Here is a 24,531-nt window from a genome sequence, read left to right as displayed (position 1 = left end):
GGTCTTAATCTTTCTAAAAGATTCAGTCTGAATAGCTTACTGCTTAATGTCTAGGGCACATCGTAAAGGCATGTTGTTGAGCAGTTAGCTATCTAGATTCAAATATTTATAAGGTCAAAATTATGAAAGCGTTACATTTTGGTGCAGGTAATATCGGTCGTGGTTTCATTGGTAAGCTTCTTTCTGATGCTGGTATGAAGGTTACGTTTGCTGACGTAAATGAAACGGTTGTAAATGCGTTAATTGAACGCCAAGAATACCCAGTTAAGATCGTTGGCGAAGAGTGTGTTGTCGAAGTTGTTAAGAACGTGACAGCAGTTAACTCAGCGACAAGCGCAGTAGTAGATTGCATTGCTGAGTCTGATCTTGTGACGACAGCAGTGGGTCCTACGGTTCTTAAAATCATCTCTAAGTCTATCGCTCAAGGCATTGAAAAACGTGCAGCAGCAAACAACACTGCACCAATGAACATCATCGCGGCAGAGAACATGGTTCGCGGTACAAGCCAATTAAAAGCAGCCGTGTTAGAGCACCTTTCTGATGAAATGAAAGCGTTCACTGAAGAGCACATTGGCTTTGTTGATTCTGCAGTTGACCGTATTGTTCCACCGGCAGAAGCAGGCGAAACAGACCCTCTAGCGGTAACGGTTGAAACGTTCAGCGAGTGGATCGTAGATCAAACACAATTTAAAGGTGAGATTCCAAACATCCCAGGTATGGAATGCACTGACAACCTAATGGCTTTCGTCGAGCGTAAACTGTTCACGCTAAACACAGGTCACTTGGTAACGGCATACCTTGGTGTGCTTGCAGGTCACGAGACAATCAAAGACTCTATCGAAGATGATGTAATTCGCGCTGAAGTAACAGCGACGATGGAAGAGAGTGGTGCGGTTCTGATTAAGCGTTACGGCTTTGATCCAGAAGCTCACGCTGCCTACATCCAAAAGATTCTAGGTCGTTTTGCTAACCCGTTCCTACGTGATGAAGTAGACCGCGTTGGTCGTCAGCCAATTCGTAAACTGAGCCCGCAAGACCGTCTAGTTAAACCATTAAACGGTACGCTAGAATACGGTCTACCGAATATTCACCTAGTAAAAGCAATCGCTGCTGCGTTCCATTACAAGAACGAAGATGACCCTCAAGCGGTTGAACTTCAAGCAATGTTCGCAGAAAAAGGCTTTGCTGAGACATTAGCGCATTATTCTGAGCTGAATAGTGACTCAGAAGTTGTTAAACTAGCGGAACAAGCTTATCTAGCATTGAAATGATAAACCATCAAAGTGTCACACCTGTGACACTTTCTTATTCTCGAGCCGTTATGCCAATACAAACTAGCCATGAAACTGAATTACTCGAAGCCCTTTCGGAAGCTGAGAGTGCTGGCGCCTGCCTAATGGCGGCTTATGATGCATTGGACGACACGGTAGATGCCGTATTAAAGAACATCTTTAAGAAAGACGACACTGCAATTAAGTTCGTTGTCGAACCACTTCTCAACAGTGGTGGGCCGTTAGGCGAGATCATGATTCGTGCTAAGTTGCTACTTGGGCTTGGCGTGATCAGTAAAGAACTCTACGACGATCTCGAGGTTTTCGTTACCTTGAAAGAGTGGGCGAAAATACAGGGTGAAGACACCAGCTTTACAGAAGTTGATGTGATATTTGAGCTCAACAAGGTGCACGCGATTCAGCGTATTATGCCTATCGAATATGACGCGGAGATGGTGGAAACGATGTCTGGCCCAATGCTTGAAATGTTCTTGGGGCGACATAATCAAAAGGTGAAGTCGACGATCATATTGGCTATCACTGACATTATCACTACCCTATGCCGAGATAACGCGCTGAGCTCTTAGCGCTAGTTTGCAGCCTTGCTTACTTGTTTAACATCCTACACATCTAGTAGCTGTTCGTTCGTTTCAATACAAAGTTTAAAATGATGGCGGTTTCTCTCGTTGGAGAAATCGCTTTGTTGTTTTTGTGCCTCTAAAAATATCCGAAACCTCTTCCCATTAAACACAAAATCAACGCGCACAAAAAAGCCACATTCAGTGGCTTTTTTTATTCAAGACGCTCTCTTTATAAAAACGCCTTTCTATTCAAGACTATGCGGATTATAGGTCTTGGATGTTCTCAGCTTCTAGCTCTTGGAAGTAGCGTAGAGTCTTAACTTTTAGCTCTTGTTGAGCTGGCTCATCAGCAACGATGATCGCTTTACGGTGCATCTGTAGAGCGGTAACCGTCCACATGTGGTTTACAGAACCTTCGATAGCCATTTGAAGCGCTTGCGCTTTGTTGTGGCCTAGAGAAAGGATCATTACTTCTTCAGCGTCTAGAAGAGTAGCAACACCGATAGTTAATGCGTATTTAGGAACTTGGTTGATGTCGCCATCGAAGAAACGAGAGTTGGCAATACGAGTGTCTTCAGTCAACGTCTTGATACGAGTGCGTGAAGATAGAGAAGAACCTGGTTCGTTGAATGCGATGTGACCGTCGATGCCTACGCCGCCCATGAACAGGTTGATTTTGCCGTATGAACGGATTTTCTCTTCGTATGCTGCACAGTGAGCATCGATGTCTTCAGCTTTGCCGTCTAGCAGGTTGATGTTTTCTGCTTGGATATCAACGTGGTTGAAGAAGTTCTCATGCATGAATGTGCGGTAAGACTCTGGGTGGTTTGGGTCGATACCAACGTACTCATCCATGTTGAATGTTACAACGTGCTTGAAGCTTACTTCGCCAGCTTTGTAAAGTTCAATTAACTCAGCATAAGTAGTTAGAGGTGTGCTACCTGTAGGAAGACCTAGTACAAATGGACGCTCAGCAGTTGGAGCGAATTTGTTGATAGAATCTGCGATATGACGAGCAGCCCATTTACCTACTTTAGCTTTGTTGCTTAATGGAATAAGTCTCATTGATTTTGCCCCTAGAAATTAAATTTACAGTGTTCTGAAACATTAATTCGCATTATAAAATAAGTTATCAAGTTCTGCTATTGTTTTAGGTCAAGTTTTTACTTTTTTCCTCGTATCTGTGACTAGAACGCTCAAAATTGCACAATTACTGTATGGATATTTGGTGGCGTTAAACAAGATTAATACGCTTGTCATATACAGGAATGTTGATTTGATTCAGTGCCTAAAAGGGTCAGTGCGTTTCAACCTATTAAATAGCTTTGGCGTATTAAAGATCTTCAGTGTAATAACGAGCTTTGAAAGTATAGTTGAGGCAGCAAAATAATGGTGGCAATGTAGCGCTATCGTGATAAAAGGAAACAGCAGGGTGAAGAATGATGATCCTAATTGGGTCTGATACCCGTGAAATTGTGTGAGAACAGAGGTCTGTTCACGCTATCGTTATGAATTATCTATAAATATAGGTAAAACCAAGCAGGTTAGCTAAACTGACCAACTACGAAGAAAAATCGTGTTTGAAGATAAAAATAGAAGGTAAAAAAAAGCCCAAAGTGATGAGGTATCACCTTGAGCGTTTTTACTAATCTTCTAACACTAACTCACTTTCGTATTCTTCTCTAGACACTTCGCCACGTTTGCAGCCGTTTAGGGTATGAAAGCGACGGCGTCCACGAGCCAGTTGAATGTATTTCAACCAAACACGCTCTAACTTTGACTTAGCCTTATGAGGGTGAGACAGCACTTTTAAGAAATGTTTTTCTTCAGCATTGGTTGGCGTTAACTCACCAGTCTCAAGTGCTAGCATTGTGTCACCAAATAAGGTCAGGACTTCCTCTTCTGAAAGAGTAAAATTACCTGATTTAGCGAACCCTCGTGGGAATTTAGTGGTGTCATAAAAACGTTTTTTTCCGTGTCGGAATTCGGTCTCAGACATATCAGCCTCAGTAATGTGGTTAGATAGAAATTAGTGTTTATTGTTCACGCGAACATATTGTTAAAAGGCTACAATGGGAAACAAAATGTTTTTGCCTTTACGATAAACAATTCTAGATCGGCTAGTTAGCAGATTTATTACAGAGATGCATTTGATGGATGTGAAAGTATTTAGAACCTTTCTTGAGGTTGCAAGAGTACGCCATTTTGGGCGTGCAGCAGAAAACTTGTATTTAACGCAAGCCGCAGTGAGTGCGAGAATTAAACAGCTAGAAGGCTATTTTGATACTCAGCTTTTTATTCGTGACCGCAACAATATTAAGCTTACTTCCTCTGGTGAACGTTTGATTGGTTATGCTGAAGTGATGGTTTCTACCTTACAACAAGCTAAATTTGAGCTGTCGTTGGAAAGTGGGAAAGCCTTGCAGCTAACGTTGGGTGGCACGCCGAATATTTGGGATGCGTATTTACAAAACTGTTTGAGTGTTGTGACCGATTCCTTGGGTGGCTACGGCTTTATGGCAGAGGTGATGGGGCGTGAGCAGCTCAACCGTCACTTGTTAGAGCGAACCTTAGATATGGCTTTTGCTTTAGATCAGATCAAAGCAGAAGAGCTAAACTGTAAAAAAGTCGCAGATTTGGTTTTGGTGCTGGTATCAACGCAACAGGATGATCTGGAATCTGTATTCCAACATAAATACGTTTATGTCGACTGGGGAACGCGTTTTGGTTCTGAACACGCAGAGCGTCACCCTAAAGTACCGGCACCGTATCTACGTACTTCGACAGCCCGCATTGCCCTGGATTTCATTTTAGAGAAAGGCGGCAGTGCGTATTTGCCAGTATCTCTAGTTGAGCCTTTTATCGACTCTGGCCAGCTACACAAGGTGAAAGGGGTTGAAGACTGGTATCGCCCAATTTACCTGAGTTACCGTAAAAGTAGCACTTCGGTTGACGCGATCATGCAGGTCGAGAAATTGGTTAATGAGATTGACCCATCGACTGCATATACGTTGCAACAAGCCGCTGAACAAGCGCCTGAATAGTAGTATTCATTTGTTACTATGCTGATAAAATAAAAAGCTTATTCTATAAAAAATGGCTCTCAAGAGAGCCATTTTTGTTTTTAAACCAGTTTAAGCCTGGTATCTGTAACCTATTCCAAGGCACCTAGTTATCACGGTGCCAAGTTTTTTAAAGCATCATGTTCTAAAATCGCTATGCTTTCTTTCAAGGAGCTACAGGTTCATTAAGTTCTCAATGGACTCTTCAAGAGAGTGAGACAGATATGAATGAATCTGATTTCCATCGGTTGCGTCTATTTCAATCTTAGAAATCCCGTTGCTCGCTTTATCTTCAAGAAAGCTGAGAGATTGTTCAACTGATTGACTGGTGAGAACTTGTTGGTTTGATAAAACAATACGACACGTGTGCAAAACCATAGCCTTTTTCCTTTTATTCGATAAGTCTCTACATCTTGGCGTGCTAAGTACTTATCGTTGACGTTGTGAGAAGAATACCTTCTCTAGGTTAAATTTAGTCTAATTGAATAAAATTAAAACTTTTTTTGTGATTTATCTGACCTTAGCTTCCGAAAATGGCTAGCGACAATGGCAGTTCACGGTAAACTTTTAGTTATCAGAATGAAGGTTATGATTAACGGGAAAGTACGACATGTCGAAAACTATTCATCACAACAGTACATTAACGAGTGAGCAATGCCATTTAGCTCGTTATGCACGAGATGCTCGTTTTGATGGGATGTTTTTTACTGCGGTGAAAACCACGGGCATTTTTTGTCGACCTATTTGCCCAGCAAGCCCGCCCAAAGAAGAAAATGTCGAATACTTTTCTCATCAAGCTCAAGCTTTGAAGGCGGGGTATCGCCCTTGCTTACGTTGTCGCCCAGACAGCGCGCCTTTCTCTCCAGCATGGAAAGGGGTTGAGACTACCTTTCTGCGAGCTATGCAATTAATCGATAACGGCGCACTGAATTCAGGATCAATTGTCGACCTTGCTACTCGATTGGGTATTTCAGATCGTTATCTGCGAACCCTATTTGACAATTACATCGGGGTGTCACCGAAGCAATATAGCCTTTATAGCCAATTGATGTTTGCCAAGCAGTTACTGCATACCAGCAGCATGAGCATTACCGATGTGGGCTTTGCGAGTGGTTTTAATAGCACGCGCCGCTTCAATGATGCCTTTCTAAAAGAGCTGAAGCTTTCGCCAAGTCAAATCCGAAGAGCCAAGCCAAATAACAGCCTAAGTAATCATATCCAGTTAAGTTTTCACGGCCCGCTGGACTGGAACTATTTGTTGGCTTTCTATCGACGACGAATGATTGAAGGCTTAGAAGAAGTAGGCGAGGACTATTACCAGCGCACGGTGAATGTGAACGGTTCGAGGGGCTGGTTCAAGGCCACGCTAGTGACAGAGAGCCGATTAGATATTGAATTTGAGTTGGGCGATATAAGCCAATTAAGAAGCTTGATTGCTAACATTCGACGTATGTTTGACCTAGATGTCGACATTGCAAAGGTCGAAACATTTTTTACCACTATCGATCCTACTCTAGTCGCTAAAAGTGGTATTCGTATCCCTGGAGTATGGAGTGCTTGGGAGGCTGGGGTCAGAGCTATTCTTGGGCAACAAGTCTCGGTCACCGCAGCGATTGGCCAACTAAATTTGTTGGTGCGTGAGCTTTCTGGCTTACATGGGGATACTGATACGCAAGAGTCTGTTGATTCACCAGCGCCTGTCGATTCACAGGAGCCGTTTGGAATACAAGACAAAGCGTATTTCCCAACACCGCAACAGATAGCCGATGCAGATGTGAGTTTCTTAAGAATGCCGGGAAGCCGCAAGGACACCCTCAAGCGTTTTGCCGAATACATGGTAAACAACGAAGCCGAGCATCCTTCTCAGTGGATTGACCTAAAAGGCATTGGACCTTGGACGATTCAATATGCGTTGCTTCGAGGCTTAAGTGAACCTAACCATTTGCTAGTGGGCGATTTGGTCGTAAAGAAATTTATCGAGCATCGTCCTGCCATTAATGCACAAAGCGTGTCGCCATGGGGCAGTTACGCTACATTCCATTGTTGGAATCAATCTTAATCGGAATACTAAGCTAGGAGATATCATGGCTAATCGTTTTACTTATTATGAGAGCCCGTTAGGCATCATTACTTTGCAGGCCAATGAGCAAGGTTTGCTTGGCGCTTGGTTTGAAATCCATACCACAAAGCCAGATCAGTTGGGTATTCAAGATGATAGCTTTCCGATCTTCGAATTGGTTGCTGAGCAACTTAATCGTTATTTTGCTGGTGAGGTCATTCAGTTTGATGTGCCGATCGCTGCGAAGGGAACTCCGTTCCAGCAATCGGTTTGGCAAGCGCTCACGACAATCCCTTATGGAGAAACATGGAGTTATGCCCAATTGGCTGACGCGATTGGTAACCCGAAAGCGGTGCGTGCGGTTGGTTTGGCGAATGGCAAAAATCCAGTGTCAGTGATTGTGCCGTGTCACCGAGTGATTGGCAAAAATGGTAAGCTGACAGGTTATGCGGGCGGTGTCGAACGTAAACAGCGCTTGTTGGTGATTGAAGGAAGAGAGGAAAGTTAGAGGATTCTTCTATAGGGATTTTTGTTGACGAAACCCTGTCAATCAAAGCTGTAGAACAAGGGGTATTCAAGTGGTAACTTCGCAATAAAATTGTCGTTTTCTGGAAAATCCTTGTTTGGTTGCATATCCTTTTATCATGTGCTTTAGGCAAGGATGCCCAAATGAATCGCTATCAATCACTTATGTTCAGCTGCAGTAGCGTGTTATTACTGACGGGTTGCTTAACGGATACCACTCGCCCTTTCGAAGTACCACAGTTGGTTTTGTTCACAGGTATGTATGAAAATGCTGACAGCGACAGCTATCTGCTTTTTGAGTCGGGGAAAGTGACCTATCAAACCACGGATAACACGGTTACACGCAGTTATAGCGTCGACGATGATTTGGTCATCATTGAATTAAATTCCGGAAGCAGCCGAACTGATTCAGACTTGGTGATGCGAGTTCAGCATCAAGGTGAAGTACTTACCTGCAATATGTGCCCAGCAATACAGTTAAGCAATGTCTGGACACGAGTTGAGAAGCCGCAGAAAGGTCCATTGAATTAGAAAAGGCCACCATTCAACCACAAGTGAGCAGCAATACTGGCCACGTAGCCAATCATGATCGCTGGCATCCACTTCAAATGACCAAAGAAGGTATATTTTCCGTGTGCCGCCCCCATTAATGCCACGCCCGCCGCGCTACCAATCGATAATAAGCTACCGCCAACCCCTGCCGTTAAGGTAATCAATAACCAGTTACCTATCGACATTTGAGGCTCCATTGATAACACCGCAAACATAACCGGAATGTTGTCGACAATCGCGGACAAGATCCCCACCATGATATTGGCCCAAATTGGATCCCATTGGCTGTACATTACTCCAGAAGCAAGTTCCAAATACCCAAGCAGACTTAAACCACCGACACACATTACGACGCCGTAGAAGAACAATAATGTGTCCCACTCGGCATGAGATACTCTTCTAAATACATCAAATGGTACGACTGAGCCTAATCGCTTGAGTGCGCCTTCGTCGTTGTTGGCAATCGCCATCGCTTTTTTCTGGGCGAGTGAGTTGGGTAAGGTTTTACGCAAGTAATAACCAAAGAACTGAAGATAGGCGAGGCCCATCATCATACCCATGACGGGAGGAAAGTGAATCACGGCGTGGAAAGCGACAGCTGTGGCAATCGTCATGATGAATAAAAATACGATCCTTCTTGCTCCACGTTTTAACTCGATATGTTGGTGCACGGTATCGGGCTGAGTTGTGGGAACGAAATATGACATGATTAAGGCTGGAACCACATAGTTCATGACTGAAGGAATAAATAGGGGAACAAACTCGCTAAAACTCACGTAGCCTGCCTGCCATACCATCAGCGTTGTGATATCCCCAAACGGACTGAATGCGCCGCCAGCATTGGCTGCTATCACGATATTCACACAGGCAAGGTTTACGAATTTTGGATTTGACCCTGCAACCTTTAGAACGACGGCACACATTAATAAAGCGGTGGTGAGGTTGTCGGCAATCGGGGAGATAAAGAAGGCCAGAATACCGGTTAACCAAAATAGAGATCGGAAGTTAAAGCCTTTACCTACCATCCATGCCTGAAGTGCATCAAACAGCCTTCTTTCTTCCATTGCGCTGATGTACGTCATCGCGACCAACAGGAAAAGCAGTAATTCGGCGTATTCGAGTAAGTTATGTTCGAGTGCTTGTTTAGCCACCTCGGTGAGGTTGTGTTCTTGGTAGGTGAAGCCAATGATGATCCAGATGAGACCAGCAGCAAGTAAAACGGGTTTCGATTTCCGCAGTTTTAAATACTCTTCCATCATCACAACGACGTAGGCGACAACGAAAATGGTCAGGGATAGGTAACCAACAAATGAGTTGGTGAGCTTGAGAGGTTCTCCTAACTGAGCAGTAGCAGCGTCTGCCACAGTAGAAAAAAATAAAAAAGAGAGAACAACTGAAAGCTGGATACCTAGCATGGATTACGCTCCGAAGTTAATGAGTTATTAACACGCGTAAAAGCGTAGACCTAAATAAGTTCGTGGGGTGTGATAGATATCTTAATAATTCAATAGATTATGATTAAAAGATTGCCTTAGCTAAGCTATCGATAGGGCTTCGTTATTTATGTACAGCTAGGTTATTGGTGTGGTTTTTGTTGGTTTTTTATGTCGAGTTATTAATTTATTTTGGTTTTTGAATCTGGCTTTAAATTTAAATCACAGTTTTATGTTTCGCTATTGGTATTTAGGGTGAATTTATATGCTATTTGATTTTGGTCATTAATCGTCGAATCATTAACTTGCACTATCTATATGTGTTTTGTTCCACATAAACGAAGGCATATAGAGGTTCCTATGACTAATCCAACACAAAACCATCGTCCAACTACGGTTGGTAGTTACATCGCACTCGCTTTTGCTATTGTGTTCTTTTCCGGATTCATGCAGTCAAATGAATGGTATGGGGTGTTCGATTTTACAACGCTCAACGGTTCATTCGGTAAGGTCGCTTACGATGTGAGTGAATCGGCTGATGGTATTCAAGCGGCAACGACGTCACTGCGAGGCAAAGGCGGAAATGGTGCTCGTGACGGTTTTATTTTTGCTTTGACACTTATTCCGACCGTGATGTTTGCACTGGGTATGATCAACGTACTTGAGCACTATGGTGCACTGGATGCGGCTCGAAAACTATTGACACCTCTGCTTCGCCCTCTGATGGGGATTCCGGGCAATTCAGGCTTGGCACTGATCGCTTCGCTGCAAAGTACTGATGCTGGTGCTGCGATGACGAGACAACTGAAAGACGAAGGGCATCTGACTAAGCGTGAAACCGATGTGTTCACCATGTTCCAGTTTACGGCGGGTGCGGCGATCGTTAACTTTTTCTCTTCAGGTGCAGTGTTGTTCACGTTGACGGCAATGGACGGCTCTCTTGCTGTCACTTCATCAATTGGTTTAGCTGTTGTCGTGATATTTATCTTTAAGTTTGTTGGTGCGAACCTATTCCGAATTTATCTCAACATTACTGAAGGTAAAGAAGACAAACCAAAATCAGACAAAGAACCAAAACTGGAAGAGGAAGTAGCATAATGAGCGAAGTTAAAGCAAAGAAACCAATGGTGACTGATATTTTCGTTGAAGGCGCTAAGAAAGGCTGGGTAATTGCCACTACTTCTACGGTACCGAATGTTCTAATGGCATTCGTCATCATCAAGGCATTACAAATCACAGGTGCACTGGATCTGATGGGCACTGTGTTTGCGCCTATCATGGCGGTATTTGGTTTACCTGGCGAAGCGGCAGCGGTACTGATTGGTGCGTGGATGTCGATGGGCGGGGCTGTTGGTGTGGTTATCACGCTGTTTGACCAAGGTATCTTGAACGGCAACCATATCGCTATTTTGGCGCCTGCTATCTACTTGATGGGCTCTCAGGTGCAGTACATGGGCCGTATCATGGGACCAATTGGTACTGAAGGTCGTTACATTCCAGTGATGATCGCGATTTCGGTATTGAATGCTTTTGGTGCAATGTTCTTGATGAACATTATTTTGTAACGTGATTTCTAGATCTTTTTAGACGTAATAAAAAGGAAACCCCGTTTGGCTTTCACAAAACGGGGTCTATTCTTTTTGTAGCCATCCTGCTACTGCGCGTTACTTATCTTTCAATAGGTAACCAATGCTCCCTGCATCGTTCCTTGACCTGGTTAAATCCTTTAACCTATCCAATTCATCGCCTTCCTAGCGGTGTCCTTGCTAACTCATCATTCCGATAAGTGACTCTATCCTAGAGCATAACTTCCTTGCTGATAACTCATCCTAAGTCATCAAATCTTCATCCTGAAGATACCTAATCCGTTAGGCTTTTTCCTGTTCCTGCCAACTCCCTGTCGACACATACATTAAACACTCAGGAGGCTTTGTTCGCAATTGAGTTGGAGAAGTAAATGAATACGTTAACTGAAAGAAATATGCGTTGATTCATACAAAACAAGGGGTTGGGGTTGTTTTTTAGGAAACTTCTGCGAAGCTTAGTTGTGATATCTTACTTCTGTGTAAGAGATCTCTCACAGGTGTTAGGGCATAAATACCATGACGTGTTTACCCCATCAGTGAATCTATGGGTAAAATACGCCGAATAAACTCCAATTTATAGGGATAGATGATGATTACAGCACTTTACGCAGCTTTGCTGACAGTATTAATGATATGGCTGGCGATCGAAGTTATTAAGCAAAGGCGTATTAATCTTATCGCTCATGCTGATGGCGGTGTTGAGTCGTTGCAGGTAGTACGCTCAGCACAAAGTAACGCAATGGATTACATTCCAATTACGGTAATCTTGATGGGCTTCCTAGAGATGAATGGTGCCAGTGTATGGTTTATTCATGTGCTTGGCGTCGCGTTTTTATTAGGGCGAGTGATTCATGCAAAAGGGATTTTGGCGAAGAACTTGAAAGGTCGAAAAGTGGGGATGGTGCTAACGCTTATCTGCATGATCTCTTTGATTGTCCTAAACTTAGTTTACCTACCTTTTGATAAAATGTTCTAGGGAGCATTATGGCATTGCGCCTTCCTCCTGCTTGGGCGATTGTCCTCGCAGGCTTGATACTGAACGTCTTGATGCCTATCTTAGCTCAAAATATAGCCCTAACTGACGTTAACTAGACCTGTATCGTTAGCGAGGCTCGTTTGGCAGGTTCGGGTGTTGTTGGCCTTGGTACTTTGGTAGCTGCTCTTTCAACCCTTTAAACGTGCTCAGTGCACTGCTAATCGATAACTTATTCATTAGCCAGTTAGGTAAGATGCCTCCTGCGTTCGCATAAGCGGTATAGGTGATGTAGGTATTGCCATTGGTGAGAGGCTGTAGGGTCCACAAGGCGTCGATGTCGTACATTCGAATATACCCTGCCTCTTTAGCTAAATAGTTCGATGCATCTTTAATAGATAAGACAAACTGCCCATCCTCCACTCTGTATTTCGAGTAGGTCACCATGTCTCTATCTTGGGCTGGCCATGGCGCTTTGAATTGGGTATAGACGATGTTTTCCGCGTCAGAGATCTGCATCAAGACGCGGCTGTTCGACACGTTATCTATCCAATTTGGTACGTTCTCACTGTCTTCCAATAGCAACAAAAAACCAGAATAAGTGGTGGGCGTTTGCATTTGTGCTTGTATCTCTACCAACCCCGCATTATGTGGTCGTTTGTGAATGATAATGCCATCTTCACTTTTTACAAATATCCATGGTAATTCGGTGGTTGCAAATACTATTGGACTAAAAAGTAAAATACAGGTGATAAAAATGGTTAGTCTGTGTAGGGGCTTCATTTTTCGTCCTGAAAAAAAGAAAGGCTATAACTAAATTATAACCTTTGTGGCATTAATGCGAACATTAGATACTGACTTTTGGTTGCTTCATCTTAGCTTAGATAATGATTTGCTTTAGCTTAACCTCAGCCTTGAAGCTGCCATTTGAATTGACGTGAAAACAAGCATTAACGTAATAGCCATCGCTTTAGTGGTGTTTGTTCGATACCAACGACAAGCATGAAACTAAGCATAAAGGTACCGAAGAATACAATGCTATCTTTGGCTAATCCCGTGATACCTAATATTCCACAAACATTGAACAGTAAGATAATGATCAGTAGATGGCTTACATAGATACCCAACATACGGTTTGAGATAACACGAACCCATGCGTAGTCGCCGATGTTTGGATTAGCGAGAAGCCACATAAACACACCCATCCCCCAAAAAACTGTACCCAATAAGAAATCGTGAATATTAAAGGTGATATCAAATTGGGTTAGCCATGCAGCCTCAGCAAAGTGAATTAGCATGCCTAACGCTAATAATCCCAACGCTTTAGCTGATGATATTTTCCACTGATGCTGTCGAATGAGGAAACCTAAGGTCACCATTAACGTGCTAAAGAACGGACCGTTACGCGTGAAGAACGGCGCGCTTAGATCGGTTAAACTCGCATAGCTGCCCGCCAACACACCATAAACATAAAGCAGAATAGCCGCTGGCAATAGCAGTTTGTCGAGTTTCATCTCAACCATTAAGGCGATGATCAAAACGGCACACACAAGAGCGGGAATAAACCACAAATGCACCAATCCACCCTCTAAGAAAGAGTTAAGTGGAGTGTTCATTAAAAAGTCCCAGTAGCCTTGGCGTTCGCCTAAGTAACCTAACTCTTCAACCTTAGCGAGATTGAATGGCATGACTAGGCAAATGACGCTCCAAATCAACCAAACTTTGAGTAGTGGTTTGGAGTAGTTGATGAAGGTTGTCCAAGGCGATGCGGTGAGCTTAGGTTGAATAAGATAGCCGGAAATAAGGAAGAACAGAGGCACGGCGAAGCGAGCTGCCTGGTTGAGCACATAACCAATCCATGGCACTTCATCTATTTGCCAATAAGTCAGTGCCATCTGGCCGTGTAAGCCAATGATCGCCAAGATAGCAACCACTCGACCCAACTCGATACTGGCGATGCGTTGTGAAGACGTATGTTGAACGGAAGACATATCAGATCTCTAAGAAAAATTTCGTAAAATCTAACAGCCTTTATGTGGAATCAGTTAGTCCTAAATCAAAGGTGGAGGCCTTTGATTTAAGGCTTATGTTTATTTTTTGAAGCCTGTCGCAGCTATATTAAATCCATTGCTGTTAATACGAATATACCAAGCGTGCAAGTGATAAGTGAAACGACAGTGGTTAGCGCGATAATATTGGCAGCCAACGTTGAGTTTCCGCCCATCGCACGTGCCATAACATAGCTTGCGGCAGCGGTTGGTGCTGCGCTCATCAAGAAAATAAGGCCAAGATCTAATCCTCTAAAACCGAAGAGCAGGGCAGTAAGCGTGATCACTAGCGGAGCCAAAACCAGTTTGTATCCGGTTGAGAACCAAGCTGGGCCTTTATCTTCTTTTAGGGAGCGTATATCAAGCGAACCTCCCGTACACAAAAGGGCTAACGGTAAAGTCATATTGGCAAAATACTGCCCTGCATCTGTTACCATTTTTGGTACTGGAATCGATAATAAGTAGAACAATACACCTAAGGCGATCGAGATAATAAGCGGGTTTTTGGTAAGTGTTTTAACGATGACTTGAATGGCTTTGTTACCTGATTCTTGACCCTTTGGAGTAAGCGCAATAACAGCCTGAATATTATAGAGAACCGTCAAGGAGGCGACATAAAGAGCTGCGAGCGCGACACCATCATTGCCGTATATATTGGCAACATAAGCAAGCCCGATAATAGCGGTGTTGGCTCGAAAGCCACCTTGTACTATCACACCTTGGTCTTGAGGCTTTTTAAAGGTAATTTTAGTGCTGACAGTGGTGAACACGAAAAAGGCAAGGTTGGCTAACAAGCCAAAAATAACGAGCTTTCCACTTGCGGCAAAATCGTGGTGAGACTGAACAATGCTGAGAAATAACATCGCGGGTAGAGTGACTTGAAACACCACCTTGGATGCGACATCAATGAAGTTGTCATTGATTAAGCCAATTCGCTTGAGCACCACACCAAGAAACAGCATTAAACAGATAGGGCCTGTTACTGACGCCGAAAACGCAAACTGTTCCCAAAGTGTGTTCATTCTTTTTCCTTTGTTAGTCGATTTCAATTTCCTTTGAATACTGTCGCATTTTTCCACAGTTCTTTGATAAGAGAAATTAAATCCCAGTGGTAAAGCAAAAAACTTGAAAAAAAGTACGAACGTGCTAAAAATAAACCATCAGATTTATCATTGGTGAATAATGAGCAAAGGAAAGATAACCAAAGAGTATATTTTGAGCCATGCATTCGCACTTGCGAGTGAAAATGGGCTTGAGAGTTTAACGATTGGTGAATTAGCCAAGCAGTGTGGCATGTCTAAGAGTGGATTGTTCGCGCACTTCAACTCTAAAGAGAACCTGCAGCTCTCTGTACTCGAGTATTCCAACGCCATATTCACTGAAAGAGTCATCATTCCCGCGCGAGAGTTGGGGGATGGTGATATTGAAGCGAAACTAAAGCAGCTGCTCGACAATTGGCTGGGTTGGAATCATTCGTTTCAAGGTAGCTGCATGTTTATTGATGCATGGAAAGATGCGGGCAGTGAAACCTCTGTGATTCAGAAAGCGCTGCAGAAAACGATTTCAGTGTGGATTGATTACTTGACGATTCAGATTGCAAAAGCGGTTGAGAGTAAACAGTTCAGAGCCGATTTAGACCCTAAGCAGGCAACCTTTGAGTTATACGGTCTCTACTTGAGCGCGAACTTGTTTTACTCCTTACGGGGCCAACAAGCGAGCCACACTCACTTTTGGAGTGGTGTAGAACGTTTAGTCGCCAGCTGGGAAGCGGTTTAACTCGTAAATCACTTAGTTCGCAAACCACTTAGCTTGCAAACCACTTAGTTCGCAAAACATAGAGTTCGCGAAGCATGTGAGCTTTGCTTATCTAAAACCTGAAAATTTGAAGAGAAGTGGCAGTAAGCAGTTATAAAAAGTTCTGCGCCATTTTTTACACCAACAAATAGCACGGTCGTTCGTTTTTATGGCCGAGCTCGATAAGCCAATGATATGGCAATATAAGGAACGGTCATGAGTGACAAAATCTACTTCAATACATCGAATAAATTCAGCTTCAAACGCAGCCTAATTGGTGCGACAACGAACCTGCATTATATTCTAGCGCCGAGCCATGCAAAGAAAACAGCGCGTAAACTGCTGCTCACACCAATGCGTACAGAGCAAAAAAACGCCGATCCACAAGGGCTGATCAAAAGTGAGATCAAAGGTCGAGATGGCGTTTTAAAAACCTACTCTTTGGGCACTGGTCCAGTTTGGGTGCTTACTCATGGTTGGTCTGGTACCGCGAGTCAGTTCTTTCCTCTGATGGAGCATATCGCGGCTAAAGGTTTCACGGCTCTAGCTTACGATCACCCCGCGCATGGTGGCAGCGATGGCGTACATGGTCATATTCCTGCATTTGTGAACGGCCTTGAAACTATTCTCGATTCGGTGGGTGAGGTAGCAGGTTTGGTCGGTCACAGTATGGGCACTGCTTCTGCGTTGGAGTGCAGGCACGTTAAATTAGAAAACCAGCCGTTGTTGTTGATTGCACCTGTGTTGAATTATCTAGAAAATTTATTTGAGAGTGTGGCTCGTTCTGGTTACTCAATGAAGCTGTTTGAGGCAGTCGTGGGAGAAGTGGAAGAGCAGTTTAATTATCCACTTCAGTCTGTCGACCCTTATGGGAAGCTAGCACTTCGTAAATCTCAGACGATTATTGTACATGATGAGAAAGACAAGTTTTCGAAGTTTGATGTGTCTCAGCGTGCGGCTAATGAAATGGATTGTATTACCTTGATTGCGACTCAAGGCCAAGGGCACGGTCGAGTGATGAAGTGCCCACAAGTATTCGAGAGCTTTGATAACTTGATTGGCTAAGCTTAACGAGCGTAAGTCAGCGGAGCGCCAACTAAGAGAACAAATCATAAAAAGGCCAACCAGGCATTCTCTGGTTGGCCTTTACTGTTAGGTGTTTAGCTGTGTTTAACTAAATTCCATTTTTTTAGTTGGCACAGCTAGCTGGGCCGATCTCTTTCCACACGCCCCATTGGCCTGCTGTGGTTGGATCTTCACCTGTAGTCCACCATTTTGCTTCCCAAACCTTACCGCCTTGAGTCACTTGGTCGCCGCCAGTGTAGACCGCACTTGAATCCCAAGCGTTAGTACACGTACCGCCGCCTGTCGTGTTCTTAAGAACTTTTACTGAAGTAGCCGCTACCGATGTCTCTGTGCCATCGCTGACCGTTACAGAGAAGTTCAGCGTCGTATCTTGCGTGTATTCAGCCGCGACAAAGCTTACCAAAGCGCCCTGTACTGTTGCGTTTATACCTGCTGGTACATCCCACGTGAAGGCCAATGTATCTTGGTCTGCATCGCTAGACGCTGACGCATCTACCACTACCACATCACCCGCATTGGCTTTAGCCTGAGCTGTAACCACTGCTACCGGAGCGGTGTTGACTGGGCCTGTGTCTTTAGGGTTTACCGTTACAACAACTGTGTCTGTTGACGTTGCGCCTTCGTTGTCTGTTACGGTTAGGCTGAATGTTAGCGTCTCTTGTTGCGTAACTTCAATAACATCGAAGTTTGCAACTGCTGTATTGCCATTAGCTAGTGTTACTGCGGTTCCGCTCACTTGTGACCAAACGTAGCTCGCAATCGTACCGTCACTATCTTTTGAAGCGCTGCCATCTAGAGAAACAGAAGCTGGGCCTTCAACCGATTGGTCTGCACCAGCGGCTGCCGTTGGTTTGCGGTTTACAGGATCTGTTGTACCGCCGGCAAGACCTTCATGCATTGCGTTTAGGATGTCGCCGTTATCCGCATCAATTTCCCAAGAGAATAGACCCGCAAGGCCAAGGCTACGAACGTACGCGCCTTTTGCTTTGACAGAACGGTCATCATCAAATGTGATCAGTTGCCCTGAAGTACGGTTCCAAACGTAAGGCGCTTCTGCCATTTCGTCGTAGCCGTATTCGAAGCCGTTGATGCCTTGGTTGTTAGCACCAAGCATGTTCGCCTTAATGCCTTTGTAGTCGATTACGCCATCTTCCCACACACCTTGTGCAGAGCTACCCTTCAGCTTGCCGTTACCAACCCCTGTCATCGGGTCGCTAGGATCGGAAAGTGATGATGGTAATACGCCTTCCCAACCACGACCATACATTGCTGTACCCACCACGAGTTTGTTGGCTGGAACACCTTGTTCAAGCAGCAACTGAATGCCGTTGTCAGCGGTATAAGCTGGGCCAGTGTATGGTTCGCCATTTTCATCAAGTCCTGAGCCATCACATTGACCTGGGCGCATGAAGTTACCGCAGTTCAATGCTGTTTGGTGGCCTAACACGTTGTTCCAACCGCCGTAGAAGTCGTAAGTCATTGCGAAGATGTAATCCATATATTGGATAGCATCGCCGTAGTCCACATCTTCAATCTTATCGTGACCGACACCAATCGCAGAAGTTAGCTCGTAAGTACGACCGTTTTCAGCTTCTAGCTCATCTAACATCACGCGTAGCTCTGCCATCAGGGCAATGTAAGCTGGGCCATCGTTTACAGGGTCACCAAGGTCTGGCGCAGCGCCGCCTCCACCAGGGAATTCCCAGTCGATATCCACACCGTCGTAGAATTTCCATGTGTTAAGGAATTTCTTAACAGACGCTACGAAGGTGTCACGGTTTGCCTTAGTTGTGAAATCAAAGAATGGGTCAGACAGTGTCCAACCGCCAATTGATGGAATGATTTTTAAATCTGGATTGCGCTGCTTTAGCGCCATCATCATCGCGTAGTTACCCTTGATAGGGGAGCTGTATTCGTGACCTGCTTGAGGGAAACTTTTTTGGAAAGCTGCCCAAGGGTCATGAATCACCACTTCGTAATCGTTAACACCCTGACAAGCTGCCATGAGTGCGTTGTAGCTGTTTCCGCCTACCGATTTTACTGATTCGTTAGGGCCACAAATTGGGATGAAGCCATAAAGGATATGAGTTAAGTTGTCTGCGGGCAGATTGTCTATCGTGTAGTCACGACCATAAATTCCCCACTCTACAAAGTAAGTACCTACGACTGTGTTGGGATCGGTGTTGTATGACTTGTTGTTCGGGTCTACATTCATCGCTAGTGGTGCTAAGTGTGAACCATCGGTATCGGCGATTGTGATCTGAGCGGGCGCACTCTTGCTACAGCCTGTTTCGTCACACGCTTCTATTTCCATCTCGAATAAGCCCCCCTGACCGTATTCGAATGAAGCTGTGGTTTGGCTGCCAGTGATTGGGCCTGTCGCAACTTTAACGCCATCAAAGTAGATGTTGTAAGTGTTTCCTGATGTCCCGCTCCATTGGTTGAATTTAACGTCGACCTTCGCTTTGTCGTGATATTTAACCATCTGGTTGTAGCCTGATATGGTTTCCATCGCGAGTTCAATTTTAGAAAACTGCAGGTTGTTGGAACCGTACATGTCGATGCTAGGTGCTGTTGGAGCAGCTAATGCTGTACCAGATAGCGCTAGAGCGATGCTCGCAGCACAGGTATTTATACGAATCATACTTTTTCTCTCATTCCTTGAAGGTTACGGAACCAAATGGCCCCATAAACGGCTCCAGTCAGTTTTGATGGAGCTTCCCCGTCAGTATTCGAGAGAGTTTTAATTTCAGAACTGAAAATAAATCTATTTTCGATGGACAACTAAAAAATTGTACCTTGTTACAAATCTGTTGCTTAGTGAATGAGAGGCTGAGTCCATGTTTTATAAAACAAAACAATGTTCATTAAGAAGATCTCATAAGTGAAATTGCACGACATGAAGTTATAAAAATTTGTGACAAACTATAAGAAATACCGTGAATTGAAGCGGTATCACAAAGCTAAGGGTGTTGGTAAAAAGGCTGGCCGGAGGGAGATCTTGCGCAGGGTTATCTTTTGAATTGCTCAGCTAATGAAGCACGTCGTTGTTGCATGATACTATGAGTATCACCGATTGCAGTATCTTCATAGCCTTCTTTAATGAACTGTTGAGAAGGAGTACTAGGAACCAATCGCTTTAAACGAGGCGAATCGTAAGTGCCACTGATTGTGTAAACTGTCTTTCCAGAACCAGTGTTGATGGTGACAATCTGACCATCAAAATCAAATGCAGTACTGATGAGGCGATGGTTCATTATCACGCCCTTATCAGAAAGCGTAAGGATATCGGTATTGTAAGGTGGAGCAGCAATCTCTATCCATGTGCCATAGACATTACTTGGGCTGACAGATTGTTGGTGGGTTTGGTAAGCAAAATAACCAGCGCTGAGGGCAATCATAAAGCCAGCGAATAGGAAGCCGTAGAGTAGCAAGTTGGCAAGTAGATCTCTGCTTTTAGTCGGATTTTTTGCCATTATCTCTTCATTTTTCGACTGATATTGTTTTAGATTCTATTAACTAAAACCTTAGTTTGCAAAAATTGTTCTAAGAGTTAGAAGCAGGATCGAATGTTCCAAAAAATTTGGTTGCGTTGGCGGTTTTTAATCTTTACCTCAGCATTTATGCTACCAATAAAATCGAATTCCATAAATGACTAAGCTATGCGTATTTATTTCTTGTAGGACAGTCTCGAATTGGTTAAAACAATGATCACCTAGAGTTACGCATAGGCTTATTCGTTGAGCCCAATAATTGCAATTTTGAGATAACAAGGAAGTACAATGATTAAAGAAAACACATACTTTGAAGGTGGCGTTAAGTCGTTAGCGTTTAACCAATCTGGTGCTGATGTGAGTGTTGGTGTGATGGCGGCTGGTGAATACACGTTTGGTACTGCGGCTCCAGAAAAAATGACCGTTGTTAAAGGTGCTTTGATTGTAAAGCGTGTTGGCGATGATGACTGGACGACATACCAATCTGGTGAGTCTTTTGACGTTGCGGGTGATTCTTCATTCGACTTACAGGTAAAAGAAGCGACAGCTTACCTGTGTGAGTATTTGTAAGATCCTTCGAGTAGTCTCTGACTAATAAGAAAAACCACGCTCCAAGAGCGTGGTTAAATAAGTGATAGTAACCGGCAGTGGATAGTGTCACTTGTTTTTACAGTCATCAAATGGATGACTAAATCGTTGTTCGTTACAAAATCTTTTCAATACTTTCGCCAAAGCTTAAAGCCAGAGCACTAATAAGTTTCAAATATCCCGTTGTTGTAGTCTTGAATTGTCTGTTCAATCTCTTCCATCGAGTTCATGACAAACGGACCATAGTGCACAACCGGTTCATTAATCGGTTGACCAGAAAAAATCAGCACACCTGAATCTTCTAGGCTTTCTAAAGACAACAATTCAGCTTTTGTTAACAGGGCCAGTTGACCTTGGTTGATGACTTTGTCTCCGATCTGAATCGTGCCTCGGTACACATAAGTCATGGCATTATGATCAACTAGAGTCTCTAGCGTTACTTGTTGTCCTGAATTCGCTCGCCAATCCGCAACGCTTAATGGCACACCTGTCGTTTGCAATGGACCTTGTGCTTGCAAAGCCTCTGAATCATTTTCATTTCTGTTATGTAATTCAAATCCACCAGCGATCACTCTTAGTAAACCGCTTTGTTCATTTAGATACTCTGCAATACTTTCACTTTGAAAATCATGATATTGCGCTGGCTGCATTTTGTGTGTTGCAGGTTGGTTTATCCAAATCTGAAAACCATGCAGCGTGCCTTCTTCCATCATTGGCATTTCGCTGTGAATGACGCCACGACCTGCAGCCATCCACTGAGCGCCACCGCTGCGTAGCTCTCCAATATTCCCTATATGGTCTTTATGTTGGAAGTGACCTTGCAGCATGTAAGTGAGCGTTTCTATCCCACGGTGAGGATGTGGAGGAAAGCCGCCAACATAGTCTTTGCTTTCATCCGACTTAAGTTCATCAATCATCAAAAATGGAGAGAAGCGTGCGTTATTAAAACCAGCGAGTCGTTGGATTTTGACACCATCACCATCTGAGGTGGCATGTGCTGCAAGCACATGATCTACTGCTCTTACATTCGTCATTTTGAAACCCTCATAAACTTGAATAGCTGTAGTTTATGTAATTTGATTCAAAAAGTAGACGGCACAGCTTTGAGTGACTTATTCGAAAATATTGAACAGGTAACAATATAAAATTATGTCTATAATTGGATGTAGAGTAGACCGCCAAGGAGGCCGCTATGGCAGTACAGCAAAAACATGGCGAAAAGAATGGTCGGGTGGGCTTTGATAACGACTTTACAACGGATCAAAGTCAGCGTTTTACAGAGGTTGCGAACAGCGCGGTTAAGCGTCGCGTGAAAAAGCGTGAGATTGAAGCTCCGTTTATTCAGTCGGCTAAGCAAACTGTTCTTAAAACGGTAGTAAGACCTAAAGGCAATAACCCAAACCGAGCACGACAAGTGGTATGGATTATCATCATCGGGTTAGTCAGCCTTTGGCTGATGTATATGGCGGGCTAAAAAGGTATTTATATAGCGGCTAACTTACAGGGTTGGCTAGCGTTGGCGAGTTTTTAATTGCGTCACATTGTTCCCTTCAACCTTCGCTTCAAGACAATCTTCAAGTTCAGAGGAAACAGGTTCTGAGCTGGTTAGGTTCGTCGGTAACTCTTCTATTAAGGTCGATGTCGGGTTGTCGTGATAATAAGCGTATCGGTTTTTTCCTGAATGTTTCGCAACATACATGGCTTTATCGGCGCATCTTGTTAACTCATGTAACTCTTTAGCATCCTGCGGGTAAAGTGATACGCCAACGCTGAGTGTCAGCTCTTTGATTCTCTCGTTAGTTTGGCATCCGCTTTCGAATAATCCACAAATCCTATTTAAAATACCGTCTAAATCTTTGCGATTGGGAATATCGTAGAGCATCAGAACAAACTCGTCCCCAGCAAAGCGTGCAATTGAATAATCGTATTCATGACGTTTTCGATCTCTGGTTCGAATATTATTGCTTAAGCGATTGGCAAAATGCTGTAAGACACTGTCGCCAACATCGTGCCCATAACTATCGTTAATATTTTTAAAGTCATCAATATCTAGAAAGACCAATGCAGTAAGTGATCGCTCACTATCAACGGTCGTGAGCTTTTCAGTTGCCCACCTTTCGAAGCTCCAACGGTTCGCTAGCCCTGTGAGTTGGTCCCTGTAGGCTAAGTCTTCAATGCCTTCTTTATACAGGCGCTGAATATAACTCACGGCTTTTGTGTAGTAATAAGCTGACGTATGGCATACCAAGCTCATCATCAATAAGCTGAGAATAAAGCGATGAATACTGTTAAATGGCAAAGAAAAATTGCTAGGTAGCGCCGTAATTAGAATACTGATAAAGACACAAAATGAGGTGCTGAAGATGACTCCAATTCTGAAATCATTGATGAAAATCACTGCGGCCAAAATAGGGTATAGCCAGAGTATTCGGTCTGGGATAGCGTGGCTGTGCAAGAACAGAATAATGCCTTGTACTAATAGTACACAACTTAATATTAATTCAGAATAGTGGGGGGTAATGGCTTTTCTAACATAAATTGCATTTGATATTGCGATAAAAGCAAAGCACAGTTCGAAAGTTAACAAGGTGTAATGCTGTCCTTGGAGATAAGCCCAAGTGTAAAAAATGAATAAAGCTGCGGCAATGAGTGAGAAGGCGTAGACAATTTTTTGCTTTCGAGTGGATCGTATATCCGCCATTTCTTCTATGTGTCTGCCCACTAGCCTGTTCATGTGATTTGTGCCACTAAAATTTGATAATGGCATTAATACTAGATTAAATAACAACCTACGCGGACCCTTTGTCATCTATTTAGTGTGACTACTATCAAGGTTCTATGTTAAAGGTGGCTGAGTGAGATTTATACAGTGATGTGTATCACTGAATGTGACGGGATAGTGGTAAACTTACATTGGAGCGTCTAATCATGGAATCTATTTCATCATTATGCGCTTGCTTTCTAAAGATTTACTCAACATAGTTTGTATACAATAAAACTCAAAGAGACTAATTATGTTAATTACCTTTAATTGCAAAGCTCATGCTAGCGTCACTATGTTTGGTGATGTTGCACTTCATTTTATTAAGATGCTTGGACATAGCGGAACGGTTCCTGGTGCTATTGATGCCGCAGAAGTACCTCAAGCGTTGAACAACTTACGTAGGGAGATTGAAGCTGAGCAAAACCAACCTGTAGAACAAGACGATACCGACCTCGAGAACGAAGACAATAGTGCCGAAGTTCCTGTCAACATAAGTAGTAGAGCTTTCCCACTGATTGAACTATTAACAGCAGCGATCAAAGAAGAGTGTGAAGTGATATGGGAAGACGGTAGTGGCAAGCAACTTTAAGGTTGATTGACGTAAGTAAAGGTTCGCTTATCATTCTTAAAGCTTTCACTCCGAATACATAAGTGAACGATGCACAAGTAAACGTAGTTGACTAATGAAAGTGAGCTGAAACAATAGGTTGTATTT

The 24,531-nt window shown here is 43.6% G+C and carries 25 protein-coding genes; 14 read left to right on the top strand and 11 right to left on the bottom strand.

What is annotated here, in order from left to right:
• Positions 1-122: 122 nt before the first annotated feature.
• Positions 123-1,271 (top strand): mannitol-1-phosphate 5-dehydrogenase, encoded by a 1,149-nt coding sequence (locus OCV24_RS15655; protein ID WP_102506416.1) that lies wholly within the window; start codon positions 123-125, stop codon positions 1,269-1,271.
• 50 nt (positions 1,272-1,321) lie between these two features.
• Positions 1,322-1,858: an MltR family transcriptional regulator gene (locus OCV24_RS15650; RefSeq protein WP_017057619.1), complete on the top strand. Its 537-nt coding sequence runs from the start codon at positions 1,322-1,324 to the stop codon at positions 1,856-1,858.
• A gap of 258 nt (positions 1,859-2,116) precedes the next feature.
• Here the strand turns inward: OCV24_RS15650 and nagB are convergent, their stop codons facing one another.
• Both nagB and OCV24_RS15640 read right to left on the bottom strand, forming a co-directional pair.
• Positions 2,117-2,917 carry a glucosamine-6-phosphate deaminase gene (gene nagB / locus OCV24_RS15645; RefSeq protein WP_017057618.1) on the bottom strand — a complete coding sequence of 267 codons (801 nt, stop codon included), beginning with the start codon at positions 2,915-2,917 and terminating at the stop codon, positions 2,117-2,119.
• A gap of 580 nt (positions 2,918-3,497) precedes the next feature.
• Entirely contained in the window at positions 3,498-3,851 is a 354-nt protein-coding gene (locus OCV24_RS15640) for a DUF413 domain-containing protein (protein ID WP_017057617.1), read from the bottom strand.
• A gap of 154 nt (positions 3,852-4,005) precedes the next feature.
• Here OCV24_RS15640 and OCV24_RS15635 point away from each other — a divergent pair, with 154 nt between their 5' ends.
• A complete protein-coding gene (locus OCV24_RS15635; protein WP_017057616.1) occupies positions 4,006-4,896 on the top strand; it encodes a LysR family transcriptional regulator in 891 nt (296 codons plus the stop codon).
• 192 nt (positions 4,897-5,088) lie between these two features.
• Here the strand turns inward: OCV24_RS15635 and OCV24_RS15630 are convergent, their stop codons facing one another.
• On the bottom strand, positions 5,089-5,292 hold the full coding sequence (locus tag OCV24_RS15630) for a hypothetical protein (protein WP_017057615.1): 204 nt from the start codon (positions 5,290-5,292) through the stop codon (positions 5,089-5,091).
• 232 nt (positions 5,293-5,524) lie between these two features.
• Here OCV24_RS15630 and OCV24_RS15625 point away from each other — a divergent pair, with 232 nt between their 5' ends.
• The 3 genes from OCV24_RS15625 to OCV24_RS15615 all read left to right on the top strand — a co-directional run bounded on the left by OCV24_RS15625 (position 5,525) and on the right by OCV24_RS15615 (position 8,029).
• A complete protein-coding gene (locus OCV24_RS15625) occupies positions 5,525-6,973 on the top strand; it encodes an AlkA N-terminal domain-containing protein (RefSeq protein WP_017057614.1) in 1,449 nt (482 codons plus the stop codon).
• 25 nt (positions 6,974-6,998) lie between these two features.
• Positions 6,999-7,481, top strand: coding sequence for a methylated-DNA--[protein]-cysteine S-methyltransferase (locus OCV24_RS15620; protein WP_017057613.1), 483 nt, complete (start codon positions 6,999-7,001; stop codon positions 7,479-7,481).
• Between the two features lie 161 nt (positions 7,482-7,642).
• Positions 7,643-8,029: a hypothetical protein gene (locus OCV24_RS15615; protein ID WP_017057612.1), complete on the top strand. Its 387-nt coding sequence runs from the start codon at positions 7,643-7,645 to the stop codon at positions 8,027-8,029.
• On the opposite strand, the gene nhaD is transcribed toward OCV24_RS15615, so the two are convergent.
• Positions 8,026-9,465, bottom strand: coding sequence for a sodium:proton antiporter NhaD (gene nhaD, locus OCV24_RS15610; protein WP_017057611.1), 1,440 nt, complete (start codon positions 9,463-9,465; stop codon positions 8,026-8,028). The genes OCV24_RS15615 and nhaD overlap by 4 nt on opposite strands.
• A 378-nt stretch (positions 9,466-9,843) precedes the next feature.
• On the opposite strand from nhaD, the gene OCV24_RS15605 reads away from it, so the two are divergent.
• The 3 genes from OCV24_RS15605 to OCV24_RS15595 all read left to right on the top strand — a co-directional run bounded on the left by OCV24_RS15605 (position 9,844) and on the right by OCV24_RS15595 (position 12,045).
• A complete protein-coding gene (locus tag OCV24_RS15605; RefSeq protein WP_046223009.1) occupies positions 9,844-10,581 on the top strand; it encodes a nucleoside recognition domain-containing protein in 738 nt (245 codons plus the stop codon).
• The gene (locus OCV24_RS15600; protein ID WP_017057609.1) at positions 10,581-11,048 is read left to right on the top strand and encodes a YjiG family protein; all 468 of its coding nucleotides are present in this window, start codon (positions 10,581-10,583) and stop codon (positions 11,046-11,048) included. The genes OCV24_RS15605 and OCV24_RS15600 overlap by 1 nt, the downstream gene beginning before the upstream one ends.
• 610 nt (positions 11,049-11,658) lie before the next feature.
• Positions 11,659-12,045 (top strand): MAPEG family protein, encoded by a 387-nt coding sequence (locus OCV24_RS15595; protein ID WP_017057608.1) that lies wholly within the window; start codon positions 11,659-11,661, stop codon positions 12,043-12,045.
• Between the two features lie 126 nt (positions 12,046-12,171).
• Here OCV24_RS15595 and OCV24_RS15585 read toward each other — a convergent pair whose 3' ends face one another.
• The 3 genes from OCV24_RS15585 to OCV24_RS15575 form a co-directional block, all read right to left on the bottom strand.
• On the bottom strand, positions 12,172-12,825 hold the full coding sequence (locus tag OCV24_RS15585; protein ID WP_150877633.1) for an START domain-containing protein: 654 nt from the start codon (positions 12,823-12,825) through the stop codon (positions 12,172-12,174).
• Between the two features lie 167 nt (positions 12,826-12,992).
• Entirely contained in the window at positions 12,993-14,033 is a 1,041-nt protein-coding gene (locus OCV24_RS15580) for an acyltransferase (protein WP_017057606.1), read from the bottom strand.
• A 122-nt stretch (positions 14,034-14,155) separates the two neighbouring features.
• Positions 14,156-15,112, bottom strand: coding sequence for an AEC family transporter (locus tag OCV24_RS15575; protein WP_150877635.1), 957 nt, complete (start codon positions 15,110-15,112; stop codon positions 14,156-14,158).
• 160 nt (positions 15,113-15,272) lie between these two features.
• On the opposite strand from OCV24_RS15575, the gene OCV24_RS15570 reads away from it, so the two are divergent.
• Together OCV24_RS15570 and OCV24_RS15565 are read left to right on the top strand one after the other, a co-directional pair.
• Positions 15,273-15,866 carry a TetR/AcrR family transcriptional regulator gene (locus OCV24_RS15570; RefSeq protein WP_017057604.1) on the top strand — a complete coding sequence of 198 codons (594 nt, stop codon included), beginning with the start codon at positions 15,273-15,275 and terminating at the stop codon, positions 15,864-15,866.
• A 234-nt stretch (positions 15,867-16,100) separates the two neighbouring features.
• Entirely contained in the window at positions 16,101-16,949 is an 849-nt protein-coding gene (locus OCV24_RS15565) for an alpha/beta fold hydrolase (RefSeq protein ID WP_046223012.1), read from the top strand.
• 124 nt (positions 16,950-17,073) lie between these two features.
• Here the strand turns inward: OCV24_RS15565 and OCV24_RS15560 are convergent, their stop codons facing one another.
• Both OCV24_RS15560 and OCV24_RS15555 read right to left on the bottom strand, forming a co-directional pair.
• Positions 17,074-19,614 (bottom strand): glycosyl hydrolase family 18 protein, encoded by a 2,541-nt coding sequence (locus tag OCV24_RS15560; RefSeq protein WP_150877637.1) that lies wholly within the window; start codon positions 19,612-19,614, stop codon positions 17,074-17,076.
• Positions 19,615-19,981: 367 nt separating this feature from the next.
• The gene (locus tag OCV24_RS15555) at positions 19,982-20,446 is read right to left on the bottom strand and encodes a DUF2850 domain-containing protein (RefSeq protein ID WP_046223014.1); all 465 of its coding nucleotides are present in this window, start codon (positions 20,444-20,446) and stop codon (positions 19,982-19,984) included.
• Positions 20,447-20,752: 306 nt separating this feature from the next.
• Here OCV24_RS15555 and ppnP point away from each other — a divergent pair, with 306 nt between their 5' ends.
• The gene (ppnP, locus tag OCV24_RS15550; protein WP_017057600.1) at positions 20,753-21,034 is read left to right on the top strand and encodes a pyrimidine/purine nucleoside phosphorylase; all 282 of its coding nucleotides are present in this window, start codon (positions 20,753-20,755) and stop codon (positions 21,032-21,034) included.
• Positions 21,035-21,213: 179 nt separating this feature from the next.
• Here the strand turns inward: ppnP and OCV24_RS15545 are convergent, their stop codons facing one another.
• Positions 21,214-22,086 (bottom strand): pirin family protein, encoded by an 873-nt coding sequence (locus OCV24_RS15545; RefSeq protein WP_136980612.1) that lies wholly within the window; start codon positions 22,084-22,086, stop codon positions 21,214-21,216.
• Positions 22,087-22,244: 158 nt separating this feature from the next.
• Here OCV24_RS15545 and OCV24_RS15540 point away from each other — a divergent pair, with 158 nt between their 5' ends.
• A complete protein-coding gene (locus OCV24_RS15540) occupies positions 22,245-22,526 on the top strand; it encodes a hypothetical protein (RefSeq protein ID WP_017057598.1) in 282 nt (93 codons plus the stop codon).
• 36 nt (positions 22,527-22,562) lie between these two features.
• Here the strand turns inward: OCV24_RS15540 and OCV24_RS15535 are convergent, their stop codons facing one another.
• Positions 22,563-23,753, bottom strand: a complete 1,191-nt coding sequence (locus OCV24_RS15535; RefSeq protein WP_077681123.1) for a GGDEF domain-containing protein — start codon at positions 23,751-23,753, stop codon at positions 22,563-22,565.
• Positions 23,754-24,066: 313 nt separating this feature from the next.
• On the opposite strand from OCV24_RS15535, the gene OCV24_RS15530 reads away from it, so the two are divergent.
• Positions 24,067-24,405: a DUF1840 domain-containing protein gene (locus OCV24_RS15530; protein ID WP_046223016.1), complete on the top strand. Its 339-nt coding sequence runs from the start codon at positions 24,067-24,069 to the stop codon at positions 24,403-24,405.
• Positions 24,406-24,531: the final 126 nt, after the last annotated feature.

This window comes from Vibrio kanaloae, from assembly GCF_024347535.1.
Taxonomy (GTDB): Bacteria; Pseudomonadota; Gammaproteobacteria; order Enterobacterales; family Vibrionaceae; genus Vibrio; species Vibrio kanaloae.
The sequence above is the reverse complement of the archived record's forward strand: the minus strand, read 5'-3'. Positions and strand labels throughout refer to the sequence as shown.

Coding starts and splice junctions, on each gene's coding strand:
- OCV24_RS15545 (WP_136980612.1), bottom strand. CDS start 22,086: ATGACGAATGTAAGAGCAGTAGATCATGTGCTTGCAGCACATGCCACC.
- OCV24_RS15595 (WP_017057608.1), top strand. CDS start 11,659: ATGATTACAGCACTTTACGCAGCTTTGCTGACAGTATTAATGATATGG.
- OCV24_RS15630 (WP_017057615.1), bottom strand. CDS start 5,292: ATGGTTTTGCACACGTGTCGTATTGTTTTATCAAACCAACAAGTTCTC.
- OCV24_RS15625 (WP_017057614.1), top strand. CDS start 5,525: ATGTCGAAAACTATTCATCACAACAGTACATTAACGAGTGAGCAATGC.
- OCV24_RS15580 (WP_017057606.1), bottom strand. CDS start 14,033: ATGTCTTCCGTTCAACATACGTCTTCACAACGCATCGCCAGTATCGAG.
- OCV24_RS15600 (WP_017057609.1), top strand. CDS start 10,581: ATGAGCGAAGTTAAAGCAAAGAAACCAATGGTGACTGATATTTTCGTT.
- OCV24_RS15535 (WP_077681123.1), bottom strand. CDS start 23,753: ATGGCGGATATACGATCCACTCGAAAGCAAAAAATTGTCTACGCCTTC.
- OCV24_RS15650 (WP_017057619.1), top strand. CDS start 1,322: ATGCCAATACAAACTAGCCATGAAACTGAATTACTCGAAGCCCTTTCG.
- OCV24_RS15540 (WP_017057598.1), top strand. CDS start 22,245: ATGGCAGTACAGCAAAAACATGGCGAAAAGAATGGTCGGGTGGGCTTT.
- OCV24_RS15575 (WP_150877635.1), bottom strand. CDS start 15,112: ATGAACACACTTTGGGAACAGTTTGCGTTTTCGGCGTCAGTAACAGGC.
- OCV24_RS15560 (WP_150877637.1), bottom strand. CDS start 19,614: ATGATTCGTATAAATACCTGTGCTGCGAGCATCGCTCTAGCGCTATCT.
- OCV24_RS15640 (WP_017057617.1), bottom strand. CDS start 3,851: ATGTCTGAGACCGAATTCCGACACGGAAAAAAACGTTTTTATGACACC.
- OCV24_RS15615 (WP_017057612.1), top strand. CDS start 7,643: ATGAATCGCTATCAATCACTTATGTTCAGCTGCAGTAGCGTGTTATTA.
- OCV24_RS15635 (WP_017057616.1), top strand. CDS start 4,006: ATGGATGTGAAAGTATTTAGAACCTTTCTTGAGGTTGCAAGAGTACGC.
- nhaD (WP_017057611.1), bottom strand. CDS start 9,465: ATGCTAGGTATCCAGCTTTCAGTTGTTCTCTCTTTTTTATTTTTTTCT.
- OCV24_RS15565 (WP_046223012.1), top strand. CDS start 16,101: ATGAGTGACAAAATCTACTTCAATACATCGAATAAATTCAGCTTCAAA.
- OCV24_RS15655 (WP_102506416.1), top strand. CDS start 123: ATGAAAGCGTTACATTTTGGTGCAGGTAATATCGGTCGTGGTTTCATT.
- OCV24_RS15530 (WP_046223016.1), top strand. CDS start 24,067: ATGTTAATTACCTTTAATTGCAAAGCTCATGCTAGCGTCACTATGTTT.
- OCV24_RS15605 (WP_046223009.1), top strand. CDS start 9,844: ATGACTAATCCAACACAAAACCATCGTCCAACTACGGTTGGTAGTTAC.
- OCV24_RS15585 (WP_150877633.1), bottom strand. CDS start 12,825: ATGAAGCCCCTACACAGACTAACCATTTTTATCACCTGTATTTTACTT.
- OCV24_RS15570 (WP_017057604.1), top strand. CDS start 15,273: ATGAGCAAAGGAAAGATAACCAAAGAGTATATTTTGAGCCATGCATTC.
- OCV24_RS15620 (WP_017057613.1), top strand. CDS start 6,999: ATGGCTAATCGTTTTACTTATTATGAGAGCCCGTTAGGCATCATTACT.
- ppnP (WP_017057600.1), top strand. CDS start 20,753: ATGATTAAAGAAAACACATACTTTGAAGGTGGCGTTAAGTCGTTAGCG.
- OCV24_RS15555 (WP_046223014.1), bottom strand. CDS start 20,446: ATGGCAAAAAATCCGACTAAAAGCAGAGATCTACTTGCCAACTTGCTA.
- nagB (WP_017057618.1), bottom strand. CDS start 2,917: ATGAGACTTATTCCATTAAGCAACAAAGCTAAAGTAGGTAAATGGGCT.